Source organism: Pseudomonas sp. R32 (assembly GCF_009866705.1).
Taxonomy (GTDB): domain Bacteria; phylum Pseudomonadota; class Gammaproteobacteria; order Pseudomonadales; family Pseudomonadaceae; genus Aquipseudomonas; species Aquipseudomonas donghuensis.
On record NZ_CP019396.1, the window covers coordinates 2,676,022 to 2,700,889 of the forward strand.

Annotated in this window: 34 protein-coding genes and 1 pseudogene; 17 read left to right on the forward strand and 18 right to left on the reverse strand. The window is 54.3% G+C overall.

Annotated elements, in window-relative coordinates:
• Both PspR32_RS12630 and PspR32_RS12635 read left to right on the forward strand, forming a co-directional pair.
• A pseudogene (locus tag PspR32_RS12630) lies at nt 1–150 on the forward strand (lysis protein); the annotation flags it as partial.
• 113 nt (nt 151–263) lie between these two features.
• Nucleotides 264–875, forward strand: coding sequence for an alpha/beta fold hydrolase (locus PspR32_RS12635; RefSeq protein ID WP_036995710.1), 612 nt, complete (start codon nt 264–266; stop codon nt 873–875).
• Nucleotides 876–1,549: 674 nt separating this feature from the next.
• Here the strand turns inward: PspR32_RS12635 and PspR32_RS12640 are convergent.
• Nucleotides 1,550–1,765 (reverse strand): hypothetical protein, encoded by a 216-nt coding sequence (locus PspR32_RS12640; protein ID WP_145997599.1) that lies wholly within the window; start codon nt 1,763–1,765, stop codon nt 1,550–1,552.
• 205 nt (nt 1,766–1,970) lie between these two features.
• Nucleotides 1,971–2,579, reverse strand: a complete 609-nt coding sequence (locus tag PspR32_RS12645; RefSeq protein ID WP_036995708.1) for a short chain dehydrogenase — start codon at nt 2,577–2,579, stop codon at nt 1,971–1,973.
• A gap of 92 nt (nt 2,580–2,671) precedes the next feature.
• On the opposite strand from PspR32_RS12645, the gene PspR32_RS12650 reads away from it, so the two are divergent.
• Together PspR32_RS12650 and PspR32_RS12655 are read left to right on the forward strand one after the other, a co-directional pair.
• A complete protein-coding gene (locus PspR32_RS12650) occupies nt 2,672–3,562 on the forward strand; it encodes a LysR family transcriptional regulator (RefSeq protein WP_198421657.1) in 891 nt (296 codons plus the stop codon).
• Between the two features lie 153 nt (nt 3,563–3,715).
• Nucleotides 3,716–3,925, forward strand: a complete 210-nt coding sequence (locus PspR32_RS12655; RefSeq protein WP_159388618.1) for a hypothetical protein — start codon at nt 3,716–3,718, stop codon at nt 3,923–3,925.
• 56 nt (nt 3,926–3,981) lie between these two features.
• Here PspR32_RS12655 and PspR32_RS12660 read toward each other — a convergent pair whose 3' ends face one another.
• The 3 genes from PspR32_RS12660 to PspR32_RS12670 form a co-directional block, all read right to left on the reverse strand.
• Complete coding sequence (locus PspR32_RS12660; RefSeq protein ID WP_232531884.1) at nt 3,982–4,998, reverse strand: fimbrial protein; 1,017 nt, start codon at nt 4,996–4,998, stop codon at nt 3,982–3,984.
• Between the two features lie 2 nt (nt 4,999–5,000).
• Nucleotides 5,001–5,711: a fimbrial biogenesis chaperone gene (locus PspR32_RS12665; RefSeq protein WP_159388619.1), complete on the reverse strand. Its 711-nt coding sequence runs from the start codon at nt 5,709–5,711 to the stop codon at nt 5,001–5,003.
• A 160-nt stretch (nt 5,712–5,871) separates the two neighbouring features.
• Nucleotides 5,872–6,024, reverse strand: a complete 153-nt coding sequence (locus PspR32_RS12670) for a hypothetical protein (protein ID WP_159388620.1) — start codon at nt 6,022–6,024, stop codon at nt 5,872–5,874.
• A gap of 275 nt (nt 6,025–6,299) precedes the next feature.
• On the opposite strand from PspR32_RS12670, the gene PspR32_RS12675 reads away from it, so the two are divergent.
• Nucleotides 6,300–6,593, forward strand: a complete 294-nt coding sequence (locus PspR32_RS12675) for a hypothetical protein (protein WP_159388621.1) — start codon at nt 6,300–6,302, stop codon at nt 6,591–6,593.
• Nucleotides 6,594–6,792: 199 nt separating this feature from the next.
• Here the strand turns inward: PspR32_RS12675 and PspR32_RS12680 are convergent, their stop codons facing one another.
• Both PspR32_RS12680 and PspR32_RS12685 read right to left on the reverse strand, forming a co-directional pair.
• On the reverse strand, nt 6,793–7,947 hold the full coding sequence (locus PspR32_RS12680; RefSeq protein ID WP_442967018.1) for a site-specific integrase: 1,155 nt from the start codon (nt 7,945–7,947) through the stop codon (nt 6,793–6,795).
• Nucleotides 7,948–7,958: 11 nt separating this feature from the next.
• Nucleotides 7,959–8,138 (reverse strand): hypothetical protein, encoded by a 180-nt coding sequence (locus tag PspR32_RS12685; RefSeq protein ID WP_036995702.1) that lies wholly within the window; start codon nt 8,136–8,138, stop codon nt 7,959–7,961.
• A 361-nt stretch (nt 8,139–8,499) separates the two neighbouring features.
• Here PspR32_RS12685 and PspR32_RS12690 point away from each other — a divergent pair, with 361 nt between their 5' ends.
• The 4 genes from PspR32_RS12690 (at nt 8,500) to PspR32_RS12705 (ending at nt 11,194) form a co-directional block, all read left to right on the forward strand.
• Nucleotides 8,500–9,063, forward strand: coding sequence for a hypothetical protein (locus tag PspR32_RS12690; protein WP_010226156.1), 564 nt, complete (start codon nt 8,500–8,502; stop codon nt 9,061–9,063).
• Between the two features lie 24 nt (nt 9,064–9,087).
• Entirely contained in the window at nt 9,088–9,465 is a 378-nt protein-coding gene (locus tag PspR32_RS12695) for a hypothetical protein (protein ID WP_036995701.1), read from the forward strand.
• Nucleotides 9,466–9,824: 359 nt separating this feature from the next.
• Nucleotides 9,825–10,214 (forward strand): hypothetical protein, encoded by a 390-nt coding sequence (locus PspR32_RS12700; protein ID WP_145997597.1) that lies wholly within the window; start codon nt 9,825–9,827, stop codon nt 10,212–10,214.
• A 572-nt stretch (nt 10,215–10,786) separates the two neighbouring features.
• Nucleotides 10,787–11,194, forward strand: coding sequence for a DUF3224 domain-containing protein (locus PspR32_RS12705; RefSeq protein WP_036995700.1), 408 nt, complete (start codon nt 10,787–10,789; stop codon nt 11,192–11,194).
• Here the strand turns inward: PspR32_RS12705 and PspR32_RS12710 are convergent.
• Nucleotides 11,174–11,566, reverse strand: a complete 393-nt coding sequence (locus PspR32_RS12710) for a hypothetical protein (RefSeq protein WP_420831628.1) — start codon at nt 11,564–11,566, stop codon at nt 11,174–11,176. The genes PspR32_RS12705 and PspR32_RS12710 overlap by 21 nt on opposite strands.
• Nucleotides 11,567–12,054: 488 nt before the next feature.
• Here PspR32_RS12710 and PspR32_RS12715 point away from each other — a divergent pair, with 488 nt between their 5' ends.
• Nucleotides 12,055–12,747: a formyl transferase gene (locus PspR32_RS12715; protein WP_232531850.1), complete on the forward strand. Its 693-nt coding sequence runs from the start codon at nt 12,055–12,057 to the stop codon at nt 12,745–12,747.
• Between the two features lie 49 nt (nt 12,748–12,796).
• Here the strand turns inward: PspR32_RS12715 and PspR32_RS12720 are convergent, their stop codons facing one another.
• A complete protein-coding gene (locus PspR32_RS12720; RefSeq protein ID WP_159388623.1) occupies nt 12,797–13,363 on the reverse strand; it encodes an isochorismatase family protein in 567 nt (188 codons plus the stop codon).
• A 577-nt stretch (nt 13,364–13,940) separates the two neighbouring features.
• Here PspR32_RS12720 and PspR32_RS12725 point away from each other — a divergent pair.
• Nucleotides 13,941–14,321, forward strand: a complete 381-nt coding sequence (locus PspR32_RS12725) for a hypothetical protein (RefSeq protein WP_036995696.1) — start codon at nt 13,941–13,943, stop codon at nt 14,319–14,321.
• Nucleotides 14,322–14,517: 196 nt separating this feature from the next.
• Here the strand turns inward: PspR32_RS12725 and PspR32_RS12730 are convergent, their stop codons facing one another.
• A complete protein-coding gene (locus PspR32_RS12730) occupies nt 14,518–14,925 on the reverse strand; it encodes a hypothetical protein (RefSeq protein ID WP_159389381.1) in 408 nt (135 codons plus the stop codon).
• A gap of 677 nt (nt 14,926–15,602) precedes the next feature.
• Between PspR32_RS12730 and PspR32_RS12735 the strand changes: the two genes are divergently transcribed.
• Together PspR32_RS12735 and PspR32_RS12740 are read left to right on the forward strand one after the other, a co-directional pair.
• A complete protein-coding gene (locus PspR32_RS12735) occupies nt 15,603–15,788 on the forward strand; it encodes a hypothetical protein (protein WP_036995693.1) in 186 nt (61 codons plus the stop codon).
• Nucleotides 15,789–15,976: 188 nt separating this feature from the next.
• Nucleotides 15,977–16,342 (forward strand): hypothetical protein, encoded by a 366-nt coding sequence (locus PspR32_RS12740; RefSeq protein WP_100782734.1) that lies wholly within the window; start codon nt 15,977–15,979, stop codon nt 16,340–16,342.
• Between the two features lie 79 nt (nt 16,343–16,421).
• On the opposite strand, the gene PspR32_RS26370 is transcribed toward PspR32_RS12740, so the two are convergent.
• The 6 genes from PspR32_RS26370 to PspR32_RS12765 form a co-directional block, all read right to left on the reverse strand.
• Nucleotides 16,422–16,598, reverse strand: a complete 177-nt coding sequence (locus PspR32_RS26370) for a fimbrial protein (protein WP_232531852.1) — start codon at nt 16,596–16,598, stop codon at nt 16,422–16,424.
• Nucleotides 16,598–17,176: a hypothetical protein gene (locus PspR32_RS26375; RefSeq protein WP_232531853.1), complete on the reverse strand. Its 579-nt coding sequence runs from the start codon at nt 17,174–17,176 to the stop codon at nt 16,598–16,600. The genes PspR32_RS26370 and PspR32_RS26375 overlap by 1 nt, the downstream gene beginning before the upstream one ends.
• Before the next feature lie 271 nt (nt 17,177–17,447).
• Nucleotides 17,448–18,377 (reverse strand): AraC family transcriptional regulator, encoded by a 930-nt coding sequence (locus PspR32_RS12750; protein ID WP_010226455.1) that lies wholly within the window; start codon nt 18,375–18,377, stop codon nt 17,448–17,450.
• A gap of 91 nt (nt 18,378–18,468) precedes the next feature.
• Nucleotides 18,469–18,873, reverse strand: a complete 405-nt coding sequence (locus PspR32_RS12755) for a hypothetical protein (RefSeq protein ID WP_036995689.1) — start codon at nt 18,871–18,873, stop codon at nt 18,469–18,471.
• 231 nt (nt 18,874–19,104) lie between these two features.
• Nucleotides 19,105–19,326: a hypothetical protein gene (locus PspR32_RS12760; protein WP_010226457.1), complete on the reverse strand. Its 222-nt coding sequence runs from the start codon at nt 19,324–19,326 to the stop codon at nt 19,105–19,107.
• Between the two features lie 133 nt (nt 19,327–19,459).
• On the reverse strand, nt 19,460–20,341 hold the full coding sequence (locus PspR32_RS12765) for a LysR family transcriptional regulator (RefSeq protein WP_036995688.1): 882 nt from the start codon (nt 20,339–20,341) through the stop codon (nt 19,460–19,462).
• A gap of 191 nt (nt 20,342–20,532) precedes the next feature.
• Here PspR32_RS12765 and PspR32_RS12770 point away from each other — a divergent pair, with 191 nt between their 5' ends.
• Nucleotides 20,533–22,062 (forward strand): MFS transporter, encoded by a 1,530-nt coding sequence (locus tag PspR32_RS12770; protein ID WP_159389382.1) that lies wholly within the window; start codon nt 20,533–20,535, stop codon nt 22,060–22,062.
• Between the two features lie 28 nt (nt 22,063–22,090).
• Here PspR32_RS12770 and PspR32_RS12775 read toward each other — a convergent pair whose 3' ends face one another.
• Entirely contained in the window at nt 22,091–22,519 is a 429-nt protein-coding gene (locus tag PspR32_RS12775) for a hypothetical protein (RefSeq protein WP_159388624.1), read from the reverse strand.
• 175 nt (nt 22,520–22,694) lie between these two features.
• Here PspR32_RS12775 and PspR32_RS12780 point away from each other — a divergent pair, with 175 nt between their 5' ends.
• Nucleotides 22,695–22,904: a DUF2158 domain-containing protein gene (locus PspR32_RS12780; RefSeq protein WP_010226463.1), complete on the forward strand. Its 210-nt coding sequence runs from the start codon at nt 22,695–22,697 to the stop codon at nt 22,902–22,904.
• Between the two features lie 109 nt (nt 22,905–23,013).
• Here the strand turns inward: PspR32_RS12780 and PspR32_RS12785 are convergent, their stop codons facing one another.
• Nucleotides 23,014–23,379, reverse strand: a complete 366-nt coding sequence (locus tag PspR32_RS12785; RefSeq protein ID WP_010226465.1) for a hypothetical protein — start codon at nt 23,377–23,379, stop codon at nt 23,014–23,016.
• A gap of 601 nt (nt 23,380–23,980) precedes the next feature.
• Here PspR32_RS12785 and PspR32_RS12790 point away from each other — a divergent pair.
• Together PspR32_RS12790 and PspR32_RS12795 are read left to right on the forward strand one after the other, a co-directional pair.
• Nucleotides 23,981–24,394, forward strand: coding sequence for a CBS domain-containing protein (locus PspR32_RS12790; RefSeq protein WP_036995683.1), 414 nt, complete (start codon nt 23,981–23,983; stop codon nt 24,392–24,394).
• Nucleotides 24,395–24,589: 195 nt separating this feature from the next.
• Nucleotides 24,590–24,820 carry a PLD nuclease N-terminal domain-containing protein gene (locus tag PspR32_RS12795; RefSeq protein WP_036995682.1) on the forward strand — a complete coding sequence of 77 codons (231 nt, stop codon included), beginning with the start codon at nt 24,590–24,592 and terminating at the stop codon, nt 24,818–24,820.
• Nucleotides 24,821–24,868 lie beyond the last annotated feature (48 nt).

Sequence of the window (24,868 nt, forward strand, 5' to 3'; positions counted from 1 at the left end):
TCCGACACCTGCGGCGTGGTTCATGGAGCCGCGCGAGGCGAACTTGACCCAGCGGCTGCTCAACGAATTGTCGCAGTCACCGATGCCGGCGACCAAGGATTGATTGCCTTGCGGGCGTGCCAGGCCTACGTCCGAGGCATCGAGCAGTGATCTGGAAAAAACCAAGCCGCTAGCGGCAGCAGATATCTCTCCTGCGCGCATATCATTTGCGCATGGCTGCGAATGCCCGTAAGTTGCTGCAACCCTGACTCAAGGACCGAGCCGTGACTACCTCTCCCCAAAAAATTCTTTTCCTCCCCGGCGCCTCCGGCAACAATCAATTTTGGAAACCGGTCGCCGAAGCCCTCGAAACGTCAATTGCTGTGCAACACATGGGCTGGCCCGGTTTTGGCGATTCGCCAGCAAATCCGCAGATAACCTGTCTGGAGCATCTCGCTACTCTTGCGATTGCAGAGATCGACAGGCCCGTGGCCTTGGTGGCGCAATCTATGGGCGGAGTTGTCGCGGTGCAGATTGCGCTTGAGCGCCCTGACTTGGTCACCCACCTGATCCTGGCCGTCACGTCGGGAGGTTTGAATGTTCCAGCGTTGGGTGCAGAGAACTGGCGCGCGGCGTTCGAGTCAGATAACCCAACCCTCCCACGCTGGTTCTTGGACGATCGCACCGAGCTTTCTGGCCGTCTACCTGAACTACAACTTCCAGTACTGCTGTTGTGGGGAGGCGCGGACCCAATAAGCCCAGTCTCGGTTGGCCAACGGCTGGCGAAACTGATACCCGATGCCAGGCTGGAGTTGTTCCCCGAGGCAGGTCATGATCTCGGCCATACTCATGCCGAGGCTGTCGCGCAGCTAATCGACAAGCATCTTGGCATTTGATGGTGTCGGATCAGGCTTGAATGCCCAGGTCACGTGATTCATTTTCCGTCTCACTCAGTGTCTGCTCCGGGTCGTTTGCTGCCTGTTGCGAAGGGCAGTAAACGGCCACATGCGGTCGTTCGCTTAGTCCACGCAACGGCCAGTCATCTTGCATCAGGTGATGAGACTTTTCTGGCGCGAACATAGAGCCGTTAGCATGCTGTTACTAAACCGACAGATACGTCCTGACCGCTTTATACAACGCATCCAGTGACCATGGCTTACTCATGAGCATTGACTGGGAGGGCCACAGCCCGTTTGGAGCCAATGTATTGCCAGACGTCACGATGACAGGCAAGCATGGCCAACGCGACCAAATCACATTCACGAACTCCAGCCCATCCATCTTGCCAGGTATGCAGATCAGTAATGACTAGCGCAATTGAAGTCGAGTCATCCAGCATGGCGAGAGCGTCATCTGCAGAGGCACAATCAATCACACATACACCCAGAAGCGAAATCGCCTCAACCGTTAGGGAGCGCAATATTTCATCAGCTTCTACGACCAGCACTGTTGGAGCCATAGGTGAAAAATCCCGAAAGCTTGCAACTTAGTGGTGCCCAAGATGGTAAGCGTTTCGGACAACCGACAAGATATTTGAAAATCTCAGATGAGTGCACCCCAAGAGCTGAGACTAGCTTGCGCTAGATCTTTTGCAATTGGCTTTATCATGGCTGACAGCCTCAGACTTCAACTCCTTCTTTTCAACTTCATATCCGTGAATAATTTTTTGTTCAGTTCTAAATTGTGCATGCCTCTTCATAGAGCGATCATGACCGTCTTCGGCATGTACCTGTGTGTAGCCAGCGACAAGCAAAAGCGTGACAATAAAGCCATTTAAAATCTTCATGATATAGATCTCGTCAGTTTAAGTGATGATTTTCTAGGCGCGCATGAAAACCGCGCAAACGGATAAAGGTTGAGTCTTTTAATTAGGGTCATAAATTAACTTAATATAGATGCATGTAGCTTGAGGGGCATCCGACCTGATTAACTTCCAAGTCGGCGCCATCTTAAATTTCAGTAACTTACTTTCAGTGCAGATGGACTCTTCTTCAAGCGTCGACGAATATAACCTTTCCGGTGATGAAGCCATCAACCGAACGCTCGAAGGCTTTGCCTACCAGCGCGCCAGGGACAGGCTGGAAGCCTGGCATCATTTCCCCATACACGTCCCACGCCTCTTCCAGAACTGTAGGGTTGACCACGTTGATGCGAACCTGGCGTGGAAGCTCGTGCGCTACGCACTGTACGAAGGTGTCGATGGCGCCGCTGGTGGTGGCGTCAGCAATTGCCACAGGAATAGGTTTGACATTGAGAATGCCCGAAATCAACGTAAACGAACCGCCATCGTTGATGTAGTTCAGGCCCACATTTACCAGATTGATCTGGCCGACCATCTTGCTTTGGATAGTTGTGTCCCACTGCTCATCTGTCATTTCGCTGAAGTTAGCGTATTCGCAGTAACCAACTGTATTAACGACAGCATCGAACGGCCCAACCTTTTCGAACAGCGCCTTGATCGACGCCTTGCTGGTGATATCTACCGTGTGGTCGCAGCCTGTGCCGGAGCGGCTGGCGGTGATGACGTTGTGTTTCTTGAGACCGGTCATAGCGGCTTGGCCCATGTGCCCTTGGGCACCAATCAAAATTACGGTTTTCATAGTAATGCCTCGTAAAATCTTAAGGAGGCGATACTCTAGGCGCCCAGTGATACAATGGAAATCACGACAAGCTTGTATGAGATACAACAAAAATGATTGAGAAGATCGATGTCCGGCACATGCGGGTTTTACTGCATCTCGTGCGCGAGAAAAACGTTTCTCGCGTTGCCGAGCGGCTTGAGATATCACAACAGGCGGTTAGCAACTACCTCAAGCGCATGCGTGAAGTGTTTCCCAATGAGCTGTTCCTGCGCCAGAGCGCAGGCCTACAGCCGACCGACTATGCGTACGACCTCGCAGCTAAATTCGAGAAAATAGTTGAAGAGATCGACGGCATCTTCAATTCATTCCCATTCGATCCGGCAACGAGTGAGTACGCATTCAGGGTGATCGCAAATGAATATGCGCAACTGTCTATCATCCCGTCGCTTTCGCTGCTCATGCGCGAACGCGCGCCCGGGGTGAAGCTTGAAGTCATTGACTTCAATCCCGATCAGCATGTCAAGACGCTGGCGCAAGGAGAGGCTGACCTAGTGATTGGTTTTTCTGACTACGTTGATCCGGGATTAGTGCGGAATAGACTGAGAAGCGACCACTACTGCTGCGTCGCTCGGCAAGGTTCGCTGTTGCCTCGGCAGATACAGGTGCTTGCAGATGTGTCCTTACATCCTCATGTGGATTTCGCTAGTGGAGTAGGCAATCTGGGGAGTCGAGTGGATGACTTCCTTAGTGCGCAGGAGGTCAGCCGCACAGTGATTGCCACTTTGCCCTGCTACACGTCTCTGCAAGCGTTTATGCACGTGAATGATACGGTGGCTTTCGTACCCTCGGCCATTGCTGCCACCGGTGGCTTCCAAGTGATTGACATAGATATGTCTTCCCTAAACTTCAATGTGGTTGTGGGATGGCATAGAAGAGCTTCGGGCAGTGCATCCAGAGATTGGCTTGTCCAGGTTATTGCAGAATTACACGCGCCGCGTTAGCTCAAAGTGAGAAACCCCTGATTTTGTGCATGCTCGATGACTGCTTTTGGCCGGAAGGTGACATTGGTGGTCGTCGCTGATCTGGTTGATCCGTAGCGAAGCCCGAATGGCCGTTGACCTATACTGCTCTGATCAAATAGCCGGAGCAGCAGCGTGAAGAAGACCCTGGCGGGAGTTATCGAGGCGGGTGAGCCGCTGATTCGGCAGGCCATCGATGCGCTGCGCCGCTACCATGCGGCCCAGGACGCCGGCGAACCAGCGGCAGAAATCGAACGCCTGCGCTTCGAGGCCGAATCACTCTACCAAGCTGTCACTGAGTATCAGCTGCGGTCGCTTGGCGGGCCAGCTCAATCACTTAATTGAATGTTAAGGTACTGCTAGCTTGGCCCATCGTTTCGGGGAGGCGTAGAGTCTTCCCGTTACTTATAAAACAGATCTACGATTACAGATGCTTCAAAGGTCCCGGGTTTGGGTGGCTCGCGCCAGATCAAGTCTGCTTTGAAATCATTCTTGCTCTGGTCGCGTCCCGTCAGGTCTGTCAATTTGAACCAGGTATCGAATGGAACGTTTTCATTGGTTTCAGACCGAGCGAGAGAAATCCCGACCGAGCTGTTGTTTGGGGGTACCAATAGGTTGTTGATGACTGATCCCCCACCAGCAGTGGAAGCGAATCTCGCATTAACTGTGTAGGGCGTATCGCAGGAACGAGATAATCCAAGGCTAAAATTGGCGCTGCTAGCAATTTTTCCTACACCCGCTGTGCTAGACAGCGCTCTACGAAAATTTACTATGCTTGGAGTTATTGTCAGTTCCGGTGAGCAGGGGATAAAACGAATGTTGTTGATGCCTGTTACGACGTAATTGAGGTTGCTGTTGGGTTTTGGATTTAAGCTGCCGACGCCATCTAATTGAAAAACTCTATACTCTGGTCGTGAACTGGCTTGCCCGGAGGGTGGAGTAGGGCCGTATTTTTCAATGAAGATACTGAAGGTAAGCGTGAACCTTGCTTTGTCCCATCCCGTGCAGTTAGCCCAATTACAGCCGGTATGGGAGGAGAACCCTGTACTTACCTTTCCGCTACTTGAGGTTATCACAGAATTTTTGTATCTGATGCCGACGCGTATTCCGTCTCCGATACTAACGTTCGCCGGATTCATATGAAAATATACGGTCTCTTCACCCCGTTCGTAGTCATCTGCACAGATCACCTTTATTGTATGTAACGGCGATTCCCAGATTATAGTGCCGTCTGGGGCATCTGCGGGTACAGCCAGTGCGGTACCAAGCGAATCTTTGGAGATGGCAGAATTTGTACCGTCCTCTTTACAGGAAAGCGCGAAGCTTGTAGCTGGGCTGGCTGAGGCGGCAAGTAGGAGTGTCAGAGCAAACGATTTGAATGGTAGCATTTTGAAGGTTCGCGAGTAGCCTATGGACATGCTCACTGGATGTTCATCCTGTGTGCAGTGCGTAATCCAATATCATTGATTTCAGTGAATAGTATTTTCGCGTCGCTAGAAATTGAGGGGTCAGAACTTCTCAGGTATTGTATTTCCCCTGGTTTTAATAGAGTGTACTCGCTTAACAGGCTGCCGCGATTGTGCCTTTCAATTCTTACATCCACCAGCGATACGTGAAAGGCGCATGCATTGGTTACTTCGATCGAGTTGCCATTCTTTACTTTCCAACTTAACCCGGCGACGCATGCGGAAGACGTTCCTTGCAACCGCGGCGGTCGAAAAAATAGCTTCAACTGTTGGCGGACTGCCATTTGAATGCTGTTTTGCCTGTCGGGCTTAAGGGGGATCTCCATGACGTTTAGCCAGAACAGTGATTCTCTATCTTCCGGTAAGCCTTCGCCCCTGTAGAGTATTCGCAGTACGTCTACTTGCTGCGGATTCAGTTTGATCAGAGGGTGGGCCAAGGCAAAGGGTACATCGCTGCTGTTTTCTTCGGATGAACTGACCCAGGCTTGAAGTGCGACGGTTTGCGACGATACGTTAGTGACGCGGATGGTGGCTTCGCGGTGTTGGCCTGTATAAATAAGTCGTGTGCCATCGATTTTTATCATGGCCTCAGCGCTGCTGCCGACGGCGAGCCACAGCAGGATGACTTTAATGAAAGATAAGGGTGTCGAGGAAGTGAAGGCCATTATTGATCTGGCCTCTCGATGAACTCCCAATGGTAATTAGGGTTTTCGGATTTTAGTGTGGTGAGGTATTGAACAAATAGCGAGTAGTCGCTAGTTGCAGGTTGCAAAGTAAGCGTGCACCCAGAAAGAACGGATATAATACTTGCAAGGCAGGTCGCACCTAACTTATAATTGCTTGCTTGCTTGCTTGCTTGCTTGCTTGCTTGCTTGCTTGCTTGCTTGCTTGCTTGCTTGCTTGCTTGCTTGCTTGCTTGCTTGCTTGCTTGCTTGCTTGCTCCGCGTTAATTCCATTTTTTTGATCTTCATGGTTCATTGCTGATTCATGCTGGCTGAAGGGAATATTTGAAGTTACCTTCTGCTCCATCCATTCGGAATCAGACGATTCTTATTGTCGCCACAGGCTCTAGGTCTTGGACGGCATTCCCCCCTAGGTTGGCGAGCAATCACCCAGCTACTAGTTCTCAAGGTGGGGATCTTTATGTTGGCGTCAGACAGGCCTCATCAGGCCTCGACTCTGCCACCGATCGGCAATTGCCAGGCTCCGGGCAAATCCATGCCATGCGGTATTTTTATACAGCAGTGGCTGGCATGCGTTTCCTCATCTTGCGCCGGCGGAAGCTGGGCGTTGCCATACCAACAGATCAGCTGCGGAGAATGCAGCCGCTGGCTGGCGACATCCAAATCAGCGAATATCATGACGCGGGCCTTGGGCGCTCGACAATCAGCGCCTGGATATTTGGTTCAGGGCCAGGCCCTGGTGTTTTTCCGCGGTTGCTCGACGTGAAGATCACCGGCATGGCCCAGGTCGGAATGAACCTGACCGGGATCGAGGAAGTGGAGGGTGCCTACTATGCGCAGTCGTGGTGGTGCAGGGTGGAGTAGTGAGGTCGGCAGAACGCCGGAGGAGGGTATGAGCTTGGGCCAATTCTTGGGCCAATGTATGCGTTTTGGTGCGTGCTTGAGAGGCTTAAACCCCCGGAAACATTGCACTTGAGGCCGCCTAAAAACGCTAAAATCATCGCATGGTGATGTTAGCGGTGGAGATCAAAGGGCTTACCTATCAATAACTTATGTGACGCTTTCACAGCCTGAGACCAATCTGGAGCTTTTCAAGCTCCTGCCAATCCGAGGTCGAGTTGATCCAACGTGCATAAGTCGATAAGAGCATCTGCACGCTATGCCCGAGCTGTTGGGCGATAAATGCGGGGTTGAGGCCAGACATTAAGCATATTGTCGCATAGGTGTGACGGCAGTTGTATGGTGGTCGATACCGAACCCCCATTTCTCTGAGGACTGGTCGCCATTGATGGTGAAGGTCCGAAGTTTGTTTCACAAACTCTCCATTCTTCGATGGCGGGAACACGAACGGCGTTTCGGTTACTCGTCCCTTTCCTTGCCTGCGCCGCTCGGCGTACTTCTCTGCATAGTCGATGGCTTGCAAGGCCCTCTCATTGAGCAACACCACCCGCTCTTGGCCGGTTTTGGTTCGCTCCGCCACTTCGCCCAGGGCAATAGTCCTGCGGATCCGCACCACCTTCTTTTCCCTGTAGATGTCCTGCCACTGCACGGCTAGGCCCTCGGATAAACGCACTCCGGTAAAGAACACAAACTCGAAAAAAGCCGCATAGATCCTGCTGATCCAGTGCGAATGGTCGTAAAGCCTGGCGATGATCAGATTCGCCTCGTCGAGCCTGAATGGGTCGATCTCTTTCTTTGAGCGCTTAGGCAACTGCACGGGTTCGGCTGGGTTCCGGTTGATGAGCCCATCAGCGACAGCTGATTTCAGGATGGTCGACAGCTTGACCAGGGCATTGCGCTTGACGGCCGGAGATGTCCAGGTGATCGAGCTTACAAGCCTGCGCAGCATGGTGGTGTTGAGAAAATCTATGCGAACCAATGCCAAGTGCGGCATCCAGTACAGATTTAGTGCGCTTTTGTAGCCGTTCCGGGTCCCCTGAACGATTTCACGACTGTCGAGCCAAATCTGGGCGTACTCCCCGAAGCACGGTATGCCTCCGACCACTGTTGCGGAGCTGGGGAACAGCTCCGCATATTTGTCTTGATCCAGAAGTCCTAGCCGGATCAGTCCGATTACCTTATCGCGAAGTTGGGATGCAGCTTTGAGGCCTTTCGATGTCGTGGGGTAGGGAAGGGTTTCGGTGCGTCGAGTACCTTCCCACATGAAACGGAGGCGGAGCGATCCGTGGTTGATGTCGATCCCTGGGGGTAAATCCATTGGTTTTCCAGTTATTCGTCATACCTCTTCTTGCTATAAATGATGCGGCCGTGGTGCTTTATCCAGATGCCTTCGGGGAGTACGCCGCGTAGGCGCCGGCCTTCAAGTGCTCGTTTGGTGCAGCCGAGTAATTCAGCCATGCGTTGCTCGGTGACCTTGTCGACGTCTCCAGGCGCAATGTCGTTGTTCATGGCAGTAGTGCTCCATGCCCACGTCTACTGGCAGGCTTGAGTTGTTGTAGGGGGAGGGGTTACTGAATCTTGCCGGTGAGGCGTTCGCGCCAAGTCAGGCGCCGGGGAAGGTGCTCGCGGCCATCGATCTCGACCACCACATAAGCGCAGCGGTCGAAGGGGGCGTCCCGCTGCTGATTGAGCCAGCAGGCTTCCTTCTGGGCTTCGTCGTAACTGGTTGGGTTCGTGGTGATGCCCCATGAAAGGTTGATAGAGAAAATGGAAAAGGTCGTACGCTTAGGACGAATGTGCTAGATGGCCCTTTGCCTCATGTTCGGTGTGTGAAGCTATTTTCTAAAAAAAATGGTAAAGGACCGGCCCCATGATCGCTTTTACAAGGCAGCTTTTGCCTGCCGCATTACTGTGTAGTGCCCTCGGTGCCCATGCGAGCGAAGTGCTGATGGGCGACTTCTGGGTCGTTCACTACCAGGGTGCCTTGGGCAAGAATCAGGTGTTCATCGCCGACGGTGACCCCAATCACATCGTCAATCGCCCAGGTGGCGCGAAATCATTGGGCGTCTATCAACTTTACGAAGAGCCCGGTAAACCCAACTTCACCGCTTACGATGTCGAAATCGACTGTGCGAAGAACCGCGTGCGCATCATGGGTGCAGCGGATTTCCGCAGCGTGTTCAATGAGCTTCGCAACGCGAAGTATTCCAGCCAATGGCAGAGCAAACCTGACGCCTGGCTGGCGCAAAGCCGTGACTTTGTCTGTAAGCCGACTGAACGCCAGGCCAAGAAGATGGAGCACTTGGGTGTGATGTCCGCGTCGCAAATGAGCAAGTCAGGGCCGCAGTTCTTCCAGATATTGAACCGCGAGGCCGCCAAGACGGCCATCATGCAGAAGATAGATGAAGGGTTCACGCAGATGTCTGCTAAGTAACGCGATCTTCAGGGAGAAGACCTTATGAACCGATTGCTTATGTTGGCCCTGCTCGCCACCTTGCTCAGTGGCTGCGCATCATTATCGGCCAGCAGTGCCTGGAAAGATCGCCCGGTGGGCGAACTGATCGACTTCTTCGGTGTGCCAAGACAGATCATGTTGGCGCCGGAGGAAGATATGGTAGTGCTTAGGTATGTACGTGACAGTAGCTATGTCTCACGTGAAGCAGCGGGTACTTACACGGGGCCACAGAACGGGCAACTTGTGCACGCAGAATACTGGGAAGACGTACAGCACTCAGGCAGTTGCGAGATCAATGTGTTCGTCAACAGAGCGCGACTGGTGCAGAAGGTGCGGACGAAAGGGCGTTGTGTAGCGGTCGAGATGGCGCCGGCAGGGTAACGCATGGGCCACTGGCGAGGACAGATTTCACGAATATGCACATCATCCATTTCGCTTGGAAAGGCGCTGGCAGCGGTACGAGGGGCGGTTGATTGGGGCAAACGCCACATCGAACCAGTCAGACACCGGCAGTTCAGCCAGGGCCTCGTGATCAGCTACTGTCAGGGCAACGGGCTTCATGGTCATAGGTGCTGGGCTTGGGCATTGCTCGTACTTTTCCGCAGTGCTCTGGCAGCAGCTCGTAAGAGACTTCTACGTCAATACCATCGTGATACAGTCGGCCATGCGCTTCGGCGACTGACCAGGAACAAAAAAAATCTTGACTCTTGTCGCAGTCACTTGAAAAAGGATTTTGGAAAATGTTAAAGAAACTAACCATACTTGGTTTCACTCTTGCACTTACAGGTTGCGGGCTTCTCCCTCCCCCAGCGCCACCCGCTCCCCCCACCGTCGAGCACTCTATTGCAAGCAAGACCGAAATCGCCGATGCAAAAAGGAAGCTGCTCAGACATATTTCAGACCCCGAGTCAGCGAAATTTGAAACTATTTACAAATTCAAGGGGCGTTTCGCTAGCGGTAAAAGCTATGAAGGAGTCTGTGGCTATGTGAATTATAAAGGCGCAGAAGGTGGCTATGAAGGATTTACACCGTTTATGGTCGTTGGAGAAGTAGTCTCGTATTACGGTGACCATTTACCTCATAACTACCATATCCTCAAAAGTTTTTGCACAAAGTCACGCTCGAGCTAAGAGGCGGAGACCGGTAAGTAAAGGTCAAGTTAGCCTTTGAGATCAATAGTAAGCAGGGCCGTACCTTCCTCGGCTAGTGTCCCGAATGGGTAGTTCGTTAATCTAAAAGCCCCGGAACCATTGGACAAAGCAAAATTAAGTAGATCAACGAGTTAACCGTTCGGGAGCCGGGCTGGATGTTAAAGCATCCGCCCGGCTCGCTTCTTTTCAGCCTGTTGTTTCGCGCATGTAGCCAAAGCGTCAGCGTCTGCGATTCGTTCCGCCAAAGGCTTTTAGGAGTGCGGGTCATGGCGTTTTCCCTCAACCTGCCAGCGGCAGGCGGTTGTTCAGCTCGATCAGCTTCTGGTCGTACTGCTCGACCAGCTCGCTGTACTCCTTCGACTCCCACCAGGATGCGGTGCTGCTGGGTCATGTTGTGGTCCTTTCGTGCAGGCGCCGCCCTCGCCGGGGTGGCGTGATTGGTTGAAGTGGGGTATTGGTGATCGGCCCGGTATGGTGTCGAGCTCCATACACTCAGGTAGGATGGGGTATTACGGGTTACCGGCATGGGGCCGGGTCAAAAGGAACTTGAAATGCATCACACCGCCATAGGGCCGTTCGACATCACACTTAATCCGGAAGCTTTGAGCAGCGCTGCTGAAGAAACCGGCCTCGGTCGATTGTCTTTGGACAAGCAGTTTCAGGGTGACCTAGAAGCCACCAGTCAGGGTGAGATGTTGTCTTTTCGCAGCAGCACTCAAGGTTCTGCCGGCTACGTTGCCATGGAAACTGTGCATGGAACCTTGCACGGTCGCAGCGGTAGCTTCGTACTTCAACACAGTTCGACGATGAATCGTGGGACACCCGTTCAGTCCATCACCGTCGTACCTGATTCCGGTACTGACGCGCTTTCCGGGCTAATTGGTAGCATGGTCATCACGATCACCGATGGGCAGCACTCATACAAATTTGACTACGCGCTACCAGATCATCAAATCTGATTTTTGTTGGCTGGCGGGCAGCGCGGGAAGATCAGGCCGCGCGGACTTTAAAGGTGAGCATCGCTGTGGCGTCTTCGAAACACTCGTCCAGCTCTTGATAGGCCCGATACTTGGCCTGGTGCGAGTGGCCGCCCATACGCGTCGTACGTAATGACGCGCATCGCCGAGCATGTACTTCACATCATCCCAGTCATACATGCCGTTGGTGAGTCCCTCGAATTGTTTCAGCGGCAGCTCTTCGGCCATCTCGCCGTACTGCATCTCCCAGGTCGGGTGGTAGTTGCGGATGCGCTTCTTAGATTCGCTGTCGAGGAGGACTCCGAGGTAATGTCCGCAGTCGCGGGTGATGGTGCCCGGCTTGCTATATGCCATCACGCGGCGACCGATGCAGGCCGGCACGCCTGACGACGCAGCGGGCTAGTGAATTAGGTCAACTGCTTCCGCATCAGTGGGTACTGCGCAATTGCACTCCTCTTGACCACCCGATGGCATCGGATTTCACCAGCACGCTTTGTAACCATGATCGGCAGAGAGCGGCCAGGAGCTGCTGGGGGACGTAGCAATGACGAAAGAGCAACTATGCTAGGTCTGATGCCGGAATTGATCGAGCAGATCGGGCCTTCCGTCCATACGTCGTGGCAAAACAATGGGAATGGGATCGATCCGCTTGTGTTGATTTGGCCGTTGCTGCATCTCAAGGCAGGTCTGCCGGAGGAGGTCTGAAGTTGCGAATCGCTTTTCTGGTGAACCGGGACGTGGAGAGCAATCTCGCTCTCAATTTCCTGTTGCCCGAGATTCACGAGAGCACAGTGGGAATATTCCTCTCGGAGAGAGTGGGATCGGGCAGGAAGGTGCCACGCATGCTCGGACAACTGGCATTGATCGAGCAGGACCTCTTCAATGCCTTGACCGCTGGGTTAATCGGATCGAGCGACCAGGTCAGCAGCGGGCATCGATTCGGTTTTGCAGAACTGCAGCAACGCTTTGGGGTTCCTGTGCGGGTATTGCCCAGCTTGAGGGATCCTGCGGGCCTGCAAATGCTGCAGGATGCGCGAGCGGATCTGTTCATCTCAATCCGCTTTGGTCAAATCCTGAAGAATGAAGCGTTGGCAATTCCGCCACGCGGCGTCCTCAATCTTCACTCTGGCCTCTTGCCTCAATATCGAGGTGTTCTCGCGACCTTCCGGGCGCTGCTGAACGGGGACCCGGAGATCGGTTGTACTCTTCATTGGATCGACAGTCCCGGCATTGATGTTGGTCGCATCATTGAGACTGCGCGTGTGGCAGTCGAAAAGGAGCGCTCCTTGCTGTGGCACATCCTTTCACTTTATCAACCAGGTGCGCGTCTCATCATGAACGCAATCAGGCGCTTGGAGCGCGATGAGCCCATGACGGGGACGTCTCAAGATCCATCTGCCGGGGCCTACTACTCCTTTCCCGGCGAGGATGACCTGATGCAGTTCACGACACTGGGGTGGCGGCTCTTCGATCGCGAGGATGTTTGGGGGCTTTTCGAATCGTACGGATTTCCGTTGCGGATAAACGCTCCTTGAGAGCGGAACGGCGGCAAGTCTGTGCAATTACCCAGGTACCTTCATAGCTTCAAAGGGTGAACTGTGCGATCACTTCGTCCGATGACATGACTTCGGCATATTCATCACCGAGTATTGCCAACGTCAGTTCATGAACGGTTGTGGCGTCCCAGGACTTTCCATGCGCCGCGACGACGGGTACGGCTGTTGTGGCGTCTGAGGGAAGGATGATGCTGTATCCGAGAGCTTTTCCCGCACGGACTGTGGCGTCCATGCTGTTATGAATGACAACGCCCGTCAGCACCAAACGCCTTACCTGCATACCTTTTAGAATGGCGTCCAATTCGGTGCCGATGAAGGCGCAGTTTTCCTGTTTGATGATGACGGTTTCTCCCCTTATCGGAGCAACGTCTTTCTTGATGCCATTCCACGGGCCATGGACGTAATAGCTGGATGTAGGCGTCTGTTCATCGTGCTTCACGTGAAGAACTGGCCAGCCGTTTGATCGCCAAAGGTCGAGAAGACGTTGGATCACCGCCAAATACTCAGGATTACTTTTGCCATCCCAAATTGGGCGATCAATGGCATCCTGAACGTCAAGGATAACAAGGGGGATAGGGCTGGGTTGATCCTTCATGTGATTTCATCTCCTTTAGGTGGGGCAGTAGGCTGAGTATTCTGCAACGAACCTTTACCAGCAACTGGATTCGTTGAAGTGGAGAGGCGCTGGCGGGCCGCGCGGGGGTACTAAGGGCGGTTGTCGTGGCCGCAATTGCGGCAGTCGTCATAGCAGGGGGATGGCACGAAACGGCCACAGCCGCCGCAGTTCTGGATACTCGTGCGCATTCGCGACCGCTTCGGTTTGGCCAGCTTGATGCCGGTGCCGCGCAGGGCCTGCTTGAGATCGACGTCGTGCCGGTGCACAAGGCGCCGGCGGATGGTTTCGATGCAGTCGGCTGACCAAGCCTTCCGGCGCCCGGCGGCGGGTCGGCAAACCTCGCGCGCGGCCTCCAAGGTGAATTCGGCGGCACGCCCAAGATTGCTGGCCGCTGGGGTCGATGTTCACTACTGCCACATGATTGGTAACGGACTGGGGCCGTTCGTTGGAGGTACAACGCCACTATGCGCGATGATGGCGTGGTACTGGCTTTCCATCCACGCTGGATGGGTGGACAGGGTAGTGGTAGGCTCCCGTCTTTTTGTGATGGATCACTATGATCGACAAGGTAATTCCGACTGCACTTGCTTGTTTCTGTCTTTTGGGCACCTCCACCGCCGCCGCGTGGACAAAGGTAAATGGACGAATACAGCTTCAGACGGAGGAGATCAGCCATTGCGAGACATTGGCGCTCGACGCGGCGGCAGTAATGGTCTCGCGGCAGTGGAACCTTCCGGTGGACTACCTGGATGAGGATGAAGCTCCTAATCAAGCCCGGGAGGAGGCTCGCCTTAGGCTATTAGCGGCAGCAAAGTCCTATGCCGTGCGTGAGTCCGAGAATGAAAAGACGGAGGAGCTTAAGGCGTTTGTGAATGTGTCCAGACGAAAATGCATTTTGGATTACATTGACTCGACGCCCCCAACTTCCATCAAATAATCGCAACTATTCAACTCCACGCCGTAAACGTCAGGCCAACGCACCTTTCTGACACTTTCGCTTGAGGCGATGGTGTCCACTTACATTTAAGTGGACACCATTTGGCCGGCAGAGAACGCATCAGCGGGGTGGCGTCTGGGAGCGTCCCTGGGTTCAATCCGGCTTTTCGCTTATGCCAGCTCGTTTGGTTGTGGGACTAGCTAGCAGACCGCGCTGGATAGAAATAACTGCCGCTACGCAGTTGCAGACTGTATACCCAGATCCCGAAAACCAGGGCGTACTCCTTAAACATCGGGAGCGTCAGCAGGTGCACGATAGATCCGCTGCGCATCTGGCTGAGGGAGGAAGTCACGCCTAATGCCAGGGCTAGAATAAAGCACAACGAGCTGCTCTTTTTCCTGCCCAGTAGCATCAACCCGCCTACGCACATCAGAAGTGCTACGGTGCAAACATTGAGCAGCACCAGGATCGAAATATCCCCTTGTCGGGTTTGTTCAAATCCTTCGTTGACCATCCAAAGGCCTGCTTGAATCAAGACGATGAAGCAGTAAAAGACAGTCATGAAGACCGGGACGGGACGTGTGCTGTACCAAGGCTGAGGCATGGTTGCTTCCATAGTGAAGTTGCTCCTGGAGGAATGGGCGCAGTCGCGGATTATAGGGGGGGTATACGAACCTTTCTATACGAAGCATGGGTGTCTCTGCTGCATAGCCGTCCGGGTATCAGGCCTTGTGTCACTAAACCGATTGCACAAGCTGGCGCCGGGTGTAGTGGTCAACTAATTCCAGACACCTCGATAGGTGGTTTCGACGCCATCGACCAGCGGCGTACCGCGCCACCCAGGCGTAGTCGGTGCGCTTCATGCCCTGTGAAGCATGCACGCAGAACTCCCCCGGAGTTTCGTGTGCCAGCTGCGGTTCTCGATATCCTTGCCGCCGTGGATGATGAGCCAACTCCAGAGTTGGCGAATTGAAAGTGCTTTCATAGCAAATACCTGCCTTCCTTCCATGGCGCTGGCGCCTTTGCTGGTGTCCTGATGTTGTATTTTTCGTACGTGGAGTGCTGGCGCCGGCCACCGTCCTGCACTTTGAGCTGCTGCTCTGCGATCCAGGCCTTTGACGCTTCCTCATCTGGGTCGCTACTTTCCCGTTTGCGGGTGTTGAATGCCAGGAGCATTGCGGCTCGCACTTCGTAGCTGCGATGGAGCGGCACGCTGACCATCTGTTCTGCGCTTGAGAAAGACGCGGCTACAGTTAAGGGATGGGGAGCAGGAGCGATGCGATGAATCAAAAATTGACGTGTAAAAAGTGCGGCAAGGAAACCGAAGTTCAGTTACGTCACGACAGCAAAACCGACTGGCAAGTTTTTAACTGCCAACTTTGTGGCGCCTTGCATGTCGAGGAATCCTATTTCAAGGCGCCGGGAGCTCCCGCGCAGTTCCGCTTCCGGCTCGCGGATGAGTCTTAAGCGGCTATCGATCACCGTTCAGCCGCTCTCCATGGATCATTCGCCCTAGCCTGGGCAGCCATCGACGCCGTGGCCGGGTATGGTATGGTGGCAATTTGATGTTTTGGGGTTGAGTGGCGTGATCTTGTAGAGGGAAGCAGGGGCAGGGTATGCAGTTGATACGGGGTCTTCGAATTTGTGGTGTAGCGATGCTGTTTGCTGTCGCCGCTGGTTGTAAGTCCTACACGGAGAAAGGTGCGCAAGGGCTGCCGAACTCCGAGACAGCTGGCATTCGGGCAATCGAAAAAGCGCTCACAATTGCCAGTGTGGATGGGGAAGACACGCTGTATGCGCTTTACACGCAGAGAACAGAGTATCGATTGACTGCTGGCCCCCATCGGTTGGAAGTCAAGAAGTGGACTGGCACCAGGGCGACCCGACCTATGTTTCGGGACGTTAACCTGGTCGCCGGACGAGAGTACGGCATGGAGTACGTTCCGAGTGAAGACTGGTGGGACTTCAAAATTGTGGATATGAAGACTGACGAGCGCGTCGACACGCCAGTCTATCCATAGGTAAATCATCGCGCTTCCCAGTCTGCGACGGGGCGGCCCAGCGGACAAAAACCAGTGGCTGCTATCGGTTCCTGGTTCGTTACAGGTAACTGATGATGAACGTCACTTCGGTGTTCGCGGTGCCTGCTTCAAGTGTATTGCCGGCCAGGCGGTAATAAGCAGCGGACAACGGTATGAAGAAGTCGGTACCGGTAGTGTTGAAAGCGTTGAACGGGTACGTGGTATCCAGCGCGATGGGGTTACCTGCCTCATCCATCAGTTGCTATTTGTTGATAATTCAGCGGACTTGAAAATTTGAAGCGTGTAAGTTCCTCCGCTGGTTGTGTAAGTACCTTTGTCAATGGTGAAGGGTGGCGGCATATCTGGGATATTCGGGTTAGGTGACTTTATACGGAATGACAGTCCGGCCTTGCCCAAGGGGTACGTATTGCCGGAAGGTACGCCCAGTGCAGGCGACATGACCAGTCCGTAGCGGAACGACGATGTGCAGGTAAAGATAAGTTCTTCCTTTTGAAGGCTTTCTTCGTAAATGACTGTGCCTATGGGGGCGTCCTGCGGGATCGTCAGGCTGTCAGAGGTCAATCTAGAGCCGAAATTCAGAGTGGCGGGTTTGTTACCGGAGTCGGAAAAGGTAAAAGTGCAGTTTGCAGCCATTGCGCCCGACGAGTAGACAAGCGCCATCGCGGCAGCAATGCTCAGCAGTGAGCACAAACGGCCCTTTTTTCTTGAAACGTCCGTCTTGATGTTGATACAGGTTGGCAAAGAGGGCGCAGAAGTATCACAGGCGAACTGCTTGCTTGGCGTTAATTCCAATTTTTTATCTTCATCGTTCATTGCTGATTCATGCTGGCTGAAGGGAATATTTGAAGTTACCTTCTGCTCCCCCCCCATTCGGAATCAGACGATTCTCATTGTCGCCACAGGCTCTAGGCCTTGGACGGCATGTCTCCCCAGATTGGCGAGCAACCACCCAGCTGCGCCGTCTACGCCGGTTCGACTCCGCCCTCGGCCTCCATTAATGAAAACCCCGCAGATTAACGTCTGCGGGGTTATTCTTTGTGGGTCGAATAGGCCGAACATTTCCGCCAACCGCAAGGAAGTCCTACTACAGGGCTTTCACAGGAATGCAGATATCGCAGCTGAACTCACCCGTTTCAGGGTTAAATGCCGTCGCTGCATAAAACATCTCAAAGCATGGCCGGTCGTCGCATTGCAGGCCGTTGGACGGCATCCATTCGCGCATCAGCCGCGTCCAGGCGTCAGCTATGTTCTCTACTCGCCCCTTGAAGCTCGACACCGCATAGCGGCCGCCCGGTAGGGTTTGAGTGTCTGCCTGACCGCTGGCAACAAAATCTGCTGGCACTTCAACGCAAGCGTCATAGCGGCACTTGTTGGCTGGCGTGATAGATGGATCGTCATAACCTATGCCGTAGCAAGCTTCCTCGCTGAAGCCATTCGAGTGCATCCATGGCGCCATTGTACTGCGCCAGAATTCGCCGATCGCAGGGCCGTACGGGCCGATCAAACGTTGGTAGGCGACTCGCGTTTTGGGTAAGTCGATGATGCGTACATGCATGGTGGTCTCCTTCGTCGATAGATAAGAGACGTCAGAGTCACCGAACGCGGTTTCGCGTGCCTGATCGGTATTGCCGAAGACCTGATCAGGATTGCTCTCCTGCTTGCCAGGGCGCTGGCCGATGGCGGCCGCCAGCGCTGCCAGTCGCTGTGGCGTATTGGCACGCCAGTCTGATGGCGTGCATCCAAACTTGAGTTTGAAGGCCCGCGCGAATGCTTCACCCGAGTTGAAGCCGGTGGCCAGGGCGGTTTCAAGTACTGTTTCATGGCTGCCGCAGGACAGACGGAGTGCCGCTTTCTCGAGCCGTCTTCGCCGGACGTAGCTGCCCAGTGTCTCGCCCATCCAGGCGGCGAAGATCCGATGAAAATGAAAGCGCGAGAAGTTGGCGACGTCGGCTAATTCCGCGCCCTCCAACGGATGCTCCAGGTGAGCATCGATGTAGTTGAGTACACGGTTCATGCGCCGCGTGTACTCAGCACGTGATGCGTGAGCGGTAGGTTCGGTCGTCATGGTGCAGACACAATACTCTCAGATATCAAAAAGCAGAGGCTCAATATTTCGAGCACAGGCGCTTACGATGGGTGAGCGCCAGGCCATTCCAAGCGATAGGTGAGAGTAGCAATACGGCGATAAGGAATGCCACCTGAGACAGGTAGAACGGCTCCAGCCACTGTTGCTTCAATGCTACGTAAAAACTGTTGTGGGTTACGTCGAGCAAAATAATCGCTGCCGTCAGCACGATTCCGGCTCTTGGCTTGATGAAAAGCAGCAGTGCTGCAAGTGGGTCCAGAAACGTAAGCGCCCCCCAGAACACCCGACTAGCCAAGTAAGCGCTAGGCCCGTATCCATAGTCCCAGAGCAATCCATGTGCAACGTCTGCACGAATATGATTAGCGGTTGCGATGAGAAGACAGCAGGCAAACAAAACTCTGACGGCGAATGACAATCTTGGCATAGCGGTATCTACATCCGTGTTCTACACCCTGCATGATATCGGGATTGACCAACAACGCTAGCCGTTGCAAACAGGGAAGGTGTGAGCGCTTATGCTGAAACGCGAGCGCGGTGTATTCCTCACGCGTAGGGGAACAGTGGCGTGGAATGAGGTAGTGTTCTGCTGCGCATGAACAGCCCGCCGAAGCGGGCTGATGCCGAGCGCAGTAAAAGGGGAGAGCTCTCGGCCAGTTCAGTGTAGCTTGGTGTGCTCATTTGAATCGCCGCCATCGCTGAATAACCCAATCTCCACCAAGGCGGCCTCAATGACCGCCAAGGCTTCGGCGATGCTTTGAAGGGGCTTTTCAGGATAGCCCTGGCTTGACGGGGTAACCCCTTTCATGGAAGTGGCCAAGGCAAGCTGCGCATCAGCCAGCCGGGAGAGTAGGGCGAGAGTGAGTTTGTCGGTGACCATGGGCTGATCCTCCAAAGGTCACGACAGGATAGCAGGCAACAAAAAGCCCGCCGAAGCGGGCTGATGCGCGGGCCAGGACAAGCATCCAATCCGGCGAATTCGCGCTGTTCATGGCTGCAGGACCGCTTTGCCTTCAGGGGCTGAGTGTTGGAATCGGCATTGATGGCGACTCAGACATCTCCACCAGCAGTTGCCCAAATGCGTTGGCCGCAGGCGTCTTTCCCGTGGCGCTCCATATCAGTCTGAAATCAGCATCCACCAGCGCTGGCAAGCCATGTTGCCCGTCAATCACCACCATACCGGGCTCTAGATCGCCCAGCGGTAGCGCGGTGACGGCAAGCCCCGCCAATACCGCCGCCCGCAGCCCTTGCTGGCTAGGAGAGGTAAAGGCGACCCGCCACTCGACGGAGGAACGCTCCAGTGCCTCTACGGCCACCTGGCGGTGCACGCAGGGTGCTGGGGCAAACGCCAGCGGCAATGGGCCATCGCCGGCAAAGTCGAAACTGTGCGCCGCAGCCCAGACAAACCGGGTTTCGCGCAGCACGGTACCGCCGGCCTGACTGTCCGGCAATGCCATGACCACGGCCAGATCGAGCCCATCGCTATCAACCAGCGCGCGCAGATCGAGGTAGGTGCCAACGGTTACATCCAGGCGTACTGCGGGAAATTGCCTGGCGAACCGAGCCAGTAACGGCGGCAGGCCGTCGCCGATAAAGTTCTCGGGTACACCGAAACGCACCGCCCCGGATATCGATGACGCTTCGAAACGTCGGGAAAGGGCGTCCTGCGCTCTGAGGACTTGTTCGGCATGGCGCAGAAAGTCTTCGCCATCTTCTGTCAGTGTCAAACGTCGGGTGGTGCGTACCAGCAGTCTGGTACCGGCCTGTTCTTCCAAACGCCGGATCTGATGACTGATCGCTGACTGGCTCACGTGCTGCCGCTCTGCGGCACGGGTGAAACTGCCGGTTTCCTTGATCGCGACAAAAGCACGCAATAACGCTGGGTCGAAGTCCATTAAGTCAACTCATGACGGAGGCTCATAAAACTTACGAAATTAAATCATTTCTGTCATTTTTTAATTACTTCCAGAATGCGGGCGGTCACCTGGACGTTTGCCCGGTGACGCTGGCGAGGCTATTGCGTCTGCCCCTGACAGCGTTCAGAGCAGTCTTGCCAGGCCCCATCAACTTGATCTGGAAGATCACAATGCAGTTCTCTTCTTCGCAAAAAGATGTGTTCGCCATAGCCGCCGTTTGCTTGGCCTCGCTGATGTTCGGCCTGGAAATCTCAAGCGTGCCGGCCATCCTGCCCACGCTTGAATCGGTTCTGCGCAGCGATTTCAAAGAGATGCAGTGGATCATGAATGCCTACACCATCGCTTGCACCACGGTGCTGATGGCCACCGGCACGCTGGCGGATCGGTATGGGCGCAAGCGTGTGTTCGTCATTAGCCTGGTGCTTTTCGGCATTACCTCACTGGGCTGTGGATGGGCGCAAAGCGCCAGCGTGTTGATCGTCAACCGATTCCTGCAAGGTATGTCCGGCGGGGCCATGCTGATCTGTCAGGTGGCAGTGCTGTCTCACCGATTCCAGTCAGGCGCTGCACGCGGCAAAGCTTTTAGTGCTTGGGGGATCGTGTTTGGTATCGGTTTGGGGTTCGGTCCGATTATCGGCGCAATGATCGTGGCGTTGTCGAATTGGCAATGGGTGTTCCTGGTACATGCGCCAATCGCCGTGCTCGCGCTGCTGCTGGTGATCGCCGGTGTCGATGAATCACGCGATCCGCAGCGTCGCAAGTTGGATGTTTTGGGCATTATTTCGCTGTCGCTGGCAGTGTTAGGCCTGTCCTGGTTCATCACTCAGGGAGCGGCGCCAGGTTTTTCCAGCGCTTTGGCCATCGCCAGTCTGGCCAGTCTGGGTGTGGCAATGGTCAGCTTCATCGTCTTTGTCGTCGCGCAGCGCCGCAATGCCGATCCCATGTTCGATTTCTCTGTATTGCGCATCCGCCGCTTCTCGGGTGCCTTGTTAGGCTCGGCCGGCATGAACTTCAGCTTCTGGCCATTCATGATTTACCTGCCTCTGTACTTTCAAAACAGCCTAGGCTACGCCAGTGTCGGCACCGGCCTGGCACTGCTGGCCTACACGTTGCCGACGTTGGTTGTCCCCCCGTTAGGCGAACGACTGGCGCTGCGCTATCGGCCGGAGGTCGTGATCCCGGCGGGCTTGTTCACCATAGGCCTGGGGTTCCTGCTGATGAATTGGGGCAGCAGCGTCACGGATGCCAGCTGGCTGACGATGCTTCCAGGCTGCCTGATCGCCGGGATTGGACTCGGGTTGACCAATACGCCTGTTACCAATACCACCACCGGATCGGTGCCCAGTGAGCGTGCTGGCATGGCATCGGGCATTGATATCAGCGCTCGTATGATCAGCCTTGCAATTAATATCGCACTGATGGGATTCATCTTGGTGGAAGGCATCCTGTCTTCCCTGCGCGACCAGTTATCTGGCGCACCCGATGATGTGCAACTGAGGTTGCTGGCGGAGGAAATTTCAGCCGGCAACACTGCCGAGTTGGCGCAGGCTGGCCAAGGGACTGCGATTGCGGTCGATGTCGCCAATGCAGCGTTGGCGCATGGGTTTGGCTGGGTGATGCTGTATGGCGGTATTGCTGCATGGGTGCTAGTGGCGGCGAGCTACTGGGTCTTTCGTTCGAGCAAAGCCGTTAAGCCTTAGTTGTGACTGTAATCCGAAGGTCTTCGGTCTATCGACCTGGTATTTCGTTCGCGGTCAGTGCCGCTCTCTTGCACGCGATCACGAGCATCACGGTTGATGTGATCCCTGGCGTGAGAAAGAAGCAATAAATTTGCGGGATGAACGCCTTGAAGGAGGCGGCGATTGTTAGACCCCATAGGGTGGTAACAATTACCCCAACGACGAGCAGTGGCTTGTTTTTCAGTGCGGGTGTGCTCGAGATTGCAATGCTGAAGATTTTCCAGCCTGACCAGATTCCGAACATCGAGATTGCAGAAGCGATGAGCGTGAAAGGAATGGTGCGCGAAGGGACCTCGGGAACGAAGGGGGGATGGATGAAAATAGCCACCAGGGTCACCGAGAAAAGAACGGTGATCGGTAGCAGGCCGACGAGTGCTCCGATGATTAAGCCAATACGGAGTTTGATGATGCTATCCATGCTTACCCTTACGAACTGAACCGGCGGCGAGGAATCACCCTGCAAGCGGTTGCGGCGGGTGAAATCGTCGGTTTGAGAATATACTGAGGCAGACGCAGATCAGGGCTCTCCAAGGGTAATTGCGCTTAGGTTTGCCGCAACCCATGAGGGGGTCAATCAACCAGGGAGCCAGGCCATGTCGAATTTCGAGAAGGGCGATCTAGTGGTTTTGAACAGTGGTGGCCCTGTCATGACTGTCAGGTATGTTGATAATGACATAAGCGAAGGTTACAGCGTGCAAGTGACCTGTGATTGGTTTGATAAAGCAGAGCAGCATCACACGGCTACATTTAACGCTGAGATGATTGCAAAAGGGGACGGTCGGCTTAAAGGCTCAACCCTTTGAGGCAAGCGGGATAGGGATGATCACCATGCACGATCGGCGCAGCCGTGTCGATGGCGCTGGTGGCCGGGGCGCTCTGGCGTAGCTACCAGCACGGCCGGTGTCGTAGATATCAAGGGATAGATTTTCCGATCTTGGCGACAGCATGGACAATGGCGCGGCGCATCAATTCACACTCGTCATCGCTATCGATATCCGCGCCCTCAGACCAGTCGTCCGGGTTCTTTCCAAAAAGATCTTTGGGCATTGCGCATAGAAACGCGCAATCGATATGAAGACCAAGCTTCACCGCCAGGCGCAGCGCGTCGCCATCATTTACCAGTGGATTCCAGAGCGCTCTACTTTCGTCAACGAGCATTAGAAAGCCCTCTTCACAGACCCTCGGGTGCCCAGGATCGCCTTGCCACAAGTCCGTCCATTCGATGAGTTCATACCCAGCAGCCTTAGCTGCCAGCTCCAGCAATTCCCGATCCATCATGGTGTGTACCCATCATCCAGTGCCCGGCTGAGCCGTGCTGTCAGGTGTTCAGCGCCCTTGTGCTCAAACGCGACGAAGAGCTGCCCTGTATCGAAAAGTAAGGCCTCGGCCCTTTCAGATCAACCGGCCATGTAGAGCGGGCCCCCGTTGGGTAGGCGTGGGCCGTTATCAATGGGGGGCGGTGATGATCTGAATATCGTGTGCTCGAACTTTTTGCGTGCAAAAGGTTAAGGTCTTATTTTTGGTTCTTCACGGAAGCTCGGGGACTATGATCCTTGGGATGGGATGTTGAGGCTGCGAGTTTATCCATTCGCGACCTTGACCTCTCCATCCCAGCCTCAGGATCACAGCCCCGGAATTCCGTGAAGAACCTTATTTTTTCGCAAGCTATCGTTTGCACGAAAAGTAATGAAGAGAGAAATTTAGCACCGCTTGTCGAGTATACAAAACTCCTCGGGTTGTTTGGCGTCAGTTGTTACGTACACAGCCATAAGCGCAAAGCCACGGTGACGACTGAAGCCAGTCGTGAATAAATGCGACCTCGCCGCCAGCGCCGAAAACACTGGGCGGCGACCTGTTCGGATAGAATGGAGGAATTTAGATGAAAATCTCCGAAATTATGAGCCGTGATGTAAAAACCGTTCGCCCCCAGGCGACACTTCAAGAAGTGGCGCGCATGATGCAAGCCGAGGATATTGGTTCGGTGGTTGTCGGTGAAAACGATCGAATGGTAGGAATAGTGACTGACCGCGATATCGTTCTTCGTGCTGTTGCAGAAGGCCGGTCAATGGATGCTCAGGTCGGTGATGTCATGTCAAAAAGTGTTTGTTACTGCACGGAAAGTGATGAGCTGGAAGCGGTGGCACGTAATATGGCCGACATAGAAAAGCGCCGACTACCCGTTGTAAACAGTCAGAAGCGTTTGGTGGGGATTGTTTCGCTTGCCAATATAGCGAGCGCCCATCAAAACACCGTAAGTGGTGAAGTACTTCAAGGCGTGGCCAGACCCCATTAAGTTCAAAAAAATGGCGATCCTCACCCAGCGCCACTCCGATCAACCCAGTCTGCGTGAATAAAGGCTCGAAGCATGCGTTGTGCTTCGGCCTTTGCGCATACCTGAGTGGGTGCAATGGACAGGTGCTCGCGAAATTTTGAACCCTGCCGCAGGTATGCTGCCAACCCTGTATGAACCCTTTAGGGAGCAGCAGCCATGTCAGATCCAGTCAGCTATTTCTGGATGTTCGTCGCGGCGGTCATCGTTCTTGTCGACCTTTGGGCGATCATCAACATCTTGGGTAGTGATAAGAGTGATGGCGTCAAGGTCCTGTGGCTTCTGGGGATTGTGATCTTCCCTGTGCTTGGCCTGATTGTCTGGGGACTGTTCGGACCTCGCGGTATCAAGCCTGGGTCAGGGTCTGGATCGCCTGAGCACAGCAAGTGATAGGGTGCAAACGTGCTCTTGTCCGACCACGAGCAGCTATCGACCCAC

Bases quoted from the DNA above. Each gene is read 5' to 3' on its own strand.
- PspR32_RS12640 (WP_145997599.1), bottom strand. From the start codon at position 1,765: ATGAAGATTTTAAATGGCTTTATTGTCACGCTTTTGCTTGTCGCTGGC.
- PspR32_RS12645 (WP_036995708.1), bottom strand. From the start codon at position 2,579: ATGAAAACCGTAATTTTGATTGGTGCCCAAGGGCACATGGGCCAAGCC.
- PspR32_RS12650 (WP_198421657.1), top strand. From the start codon at position 2,672: ATGATTGAGAAGATCGATGTCCGGCACATGCGGGTTTTACTGCATCTC.
- PspR32_RS12660 (WP_232531884.1), bottom strand. From the start codon at position 4,998: ATGTCCATAGGCTACTCGCGAACCTTCAAAATGCTACCATTCAAATCG.
- PspR32_RS12665 (WP_159388619.1), bottom strand. From the start codon at position 5,711: ATGGCCTTCACTTCCTCGACACCCTTATCTTTCATTAAAGTCATCCTG.
- PspR32_RS12670 (WP_159388620.1), bottom strand. From the start codon at position 6,024: ATGAACCATGAAGATCAAAAAAATGGAATTAACGCGGAGCAAGCAAGC.
- PspR32_RS12675 (WP_159388621.1), top strand. From the start codon at position 6,300: ATGCGTTTCCTCATCTTGCGCCGGCGGAAGCTGGGCGTTGCCATACCA.
- PspR32_RS12680 (WP_442967018.1), bottom strand. From the start codon at position 7,947: ATGGATTTACCCCCAGGGATCGACATCAACCACGGATCGCTCCGCCTC.
- PspR32_RS12685 (WP_036995702.1), bottom strand. From the start codon at position 8,138: ATGAACAACGACATTGCGCCTGGAGACGTCGACAAGGTCACCGAGCAA.
- PspR32_RS12690 (WP_010226156.1), top strand. From the start codon at position 8,500: ATGATCGCTTTTACAAGGCAGCTTTTGCCTGCCGCATTACTGTGTAGT.
- PspR32_RS12695 (WP_036995701.1), top strand. From the start codon at position 9,088: ATGAACCGATTGCTTATGTTGGCCCTGCTCGCCACCTTGCTCAGTGGC.
- PspR32_RS12700 (WP_145997597.1), top strand. From the start codon at position 9,825: ATGTTAAAGAAACTAACCATACTTGGTTTCACTCTTGCACTTACAGGT.
- PspR32_RS12705 (WP_036995700.1), top strand. From the start codon at position 10,787: ATGCATCACACCGCCATAGGGCCGTTCGACATCACACTTAATCCGGAA.
- PspR32_RS12710 (WP_420831628.1), bottom strand. From the start codon at position 11,566: ATGGCATATAGCAAGCCGGGCACCATCACCCGCGACTGCGGACATTAC.
- PspR32_RS12715 (WP_232531850.1), top strand. From the start codon at position 12,055: ATGCTCGGACAACTGGCATTGATCGAGCAGGACCTCTTCAATGCCTTG.
- PspR32_RS12720 (WP_159388623.1), bottom strand. From the start codon at position 13,363: ATGAAGGATCAACCCAGCCCTATCCCCCTTGTTATCCTTGACGTTCAG.
- PspR32_RS12725 (WP_036995696.1), top strand. From the start codon at position 13,941: ATGATCGACAAGGTAATTCCGACTGCACTTGCTTGTTTCTGTCTTTTG.
- PspR32_RS12730 (WP_159389381.1), bottom strand. From the start codon at position 14,925: ATGCCTCAGCCTTGGTACAGCACACGTCCCGTCCCGGTCTTCATGACT.
- PspR32_RS12735 (WP_036995693.1), top strand. From the start codon at position 15,603: ATGAATCAAAAATTGACGTGTAAAAAGTGCGGCAAGGAAACCGAAGTT.
- PspR32_RS12740 (WP_100782734.1), top strand. From the start codon at position 15,977: ATGCTGTTTGCTGTCGCCGCTGGTTGTAAGTCCTACACGGAGAAAGGT.
- PspR32_RS26370 (WP_232531852.1), bottom strand. From the start codon at position 16,598: ATGGATGAGGCAGGTAACCCCATCGCGCTGGATACCACGTACCCGTTC.
- PspR32_RS26375 (WP_232531853.1), bottom strand. From the start codon at position 17,176: ATGAACGATGAAGATAAAAAATTGGAATTAACGCCAAGCAAGCAGTTC.
- PspR32_RS12750 (WP_010226455.1), bottom strand. From the start codon at position 18,377: ATGAACCGTGTACTCAACTACATCGATGCTCACCTGGAGCATCCGTTG.
- PspR32_RS12755 (WP_036995689.1), bottom strand. From the start codon at position 18,873: ATGCCAAGATTGTCATTCGCCGTCAGAGTTTTGTTTGCCTGCTGTCTT.
- PspR32_RS12760 (WP_010226457.1), bottom strand. From the start codon at position 19,326: ATGGTCACCGACAAACTCACTCTCGCCCTACTCTCCCGGCTGGCTGAT.
- PspR32_RS12765 (WP_036995688.1), bottom strand. From the start codon at position 20,341: ATGGACTTCGACCCAGCGTTATTGCGTGCTTTTGTCGCGATCAAGGAA.
- PspR32_RS12770 (WP_159389382.1), top strand. From the start codon at position 20,533: ATGCAGTTCTCTTCTTCGCAAAAAGATGTGTTCGCCATAGCCGCCGTT.
- PspR32_RS12775 (WP_159388624.1), bottom strand. From the start codon at position 22,519: ATGGATAGCATCATCAAACTCCGTATTGGCTTAATCATCGGAGCACTC.
- PspR32_RS12780 (WP_010226463.1), top strand. From the start codon at position 22,695: ATGTCGAATTTCGAGAAGGGCGATCTAGTGGTTTTGAACAGTGGTGGC.
- PspR32_RS12785 (WP_010226465.1), bottom strand. From the start codon at position 23,379: ATGATGGATCGGGAATTGCTGGAGCTGGCAGCTAAGGCTGCTGGGTAT.
- PspR32_RS12790 (WP_036995683.1), top strand. From the start codon at position 23,981: ATGAAAATCTCCGAAATTATGAGCCGTGATGTAAAAACCGTTCGCCCC.
- PspR32_RS12795 (WP_036995682.1), top strand. From the start codon at position 24,590: ATGTCAGATCCAGTCAGCTATTTCTGGATGTTCGTCGCGGCGGTCATC.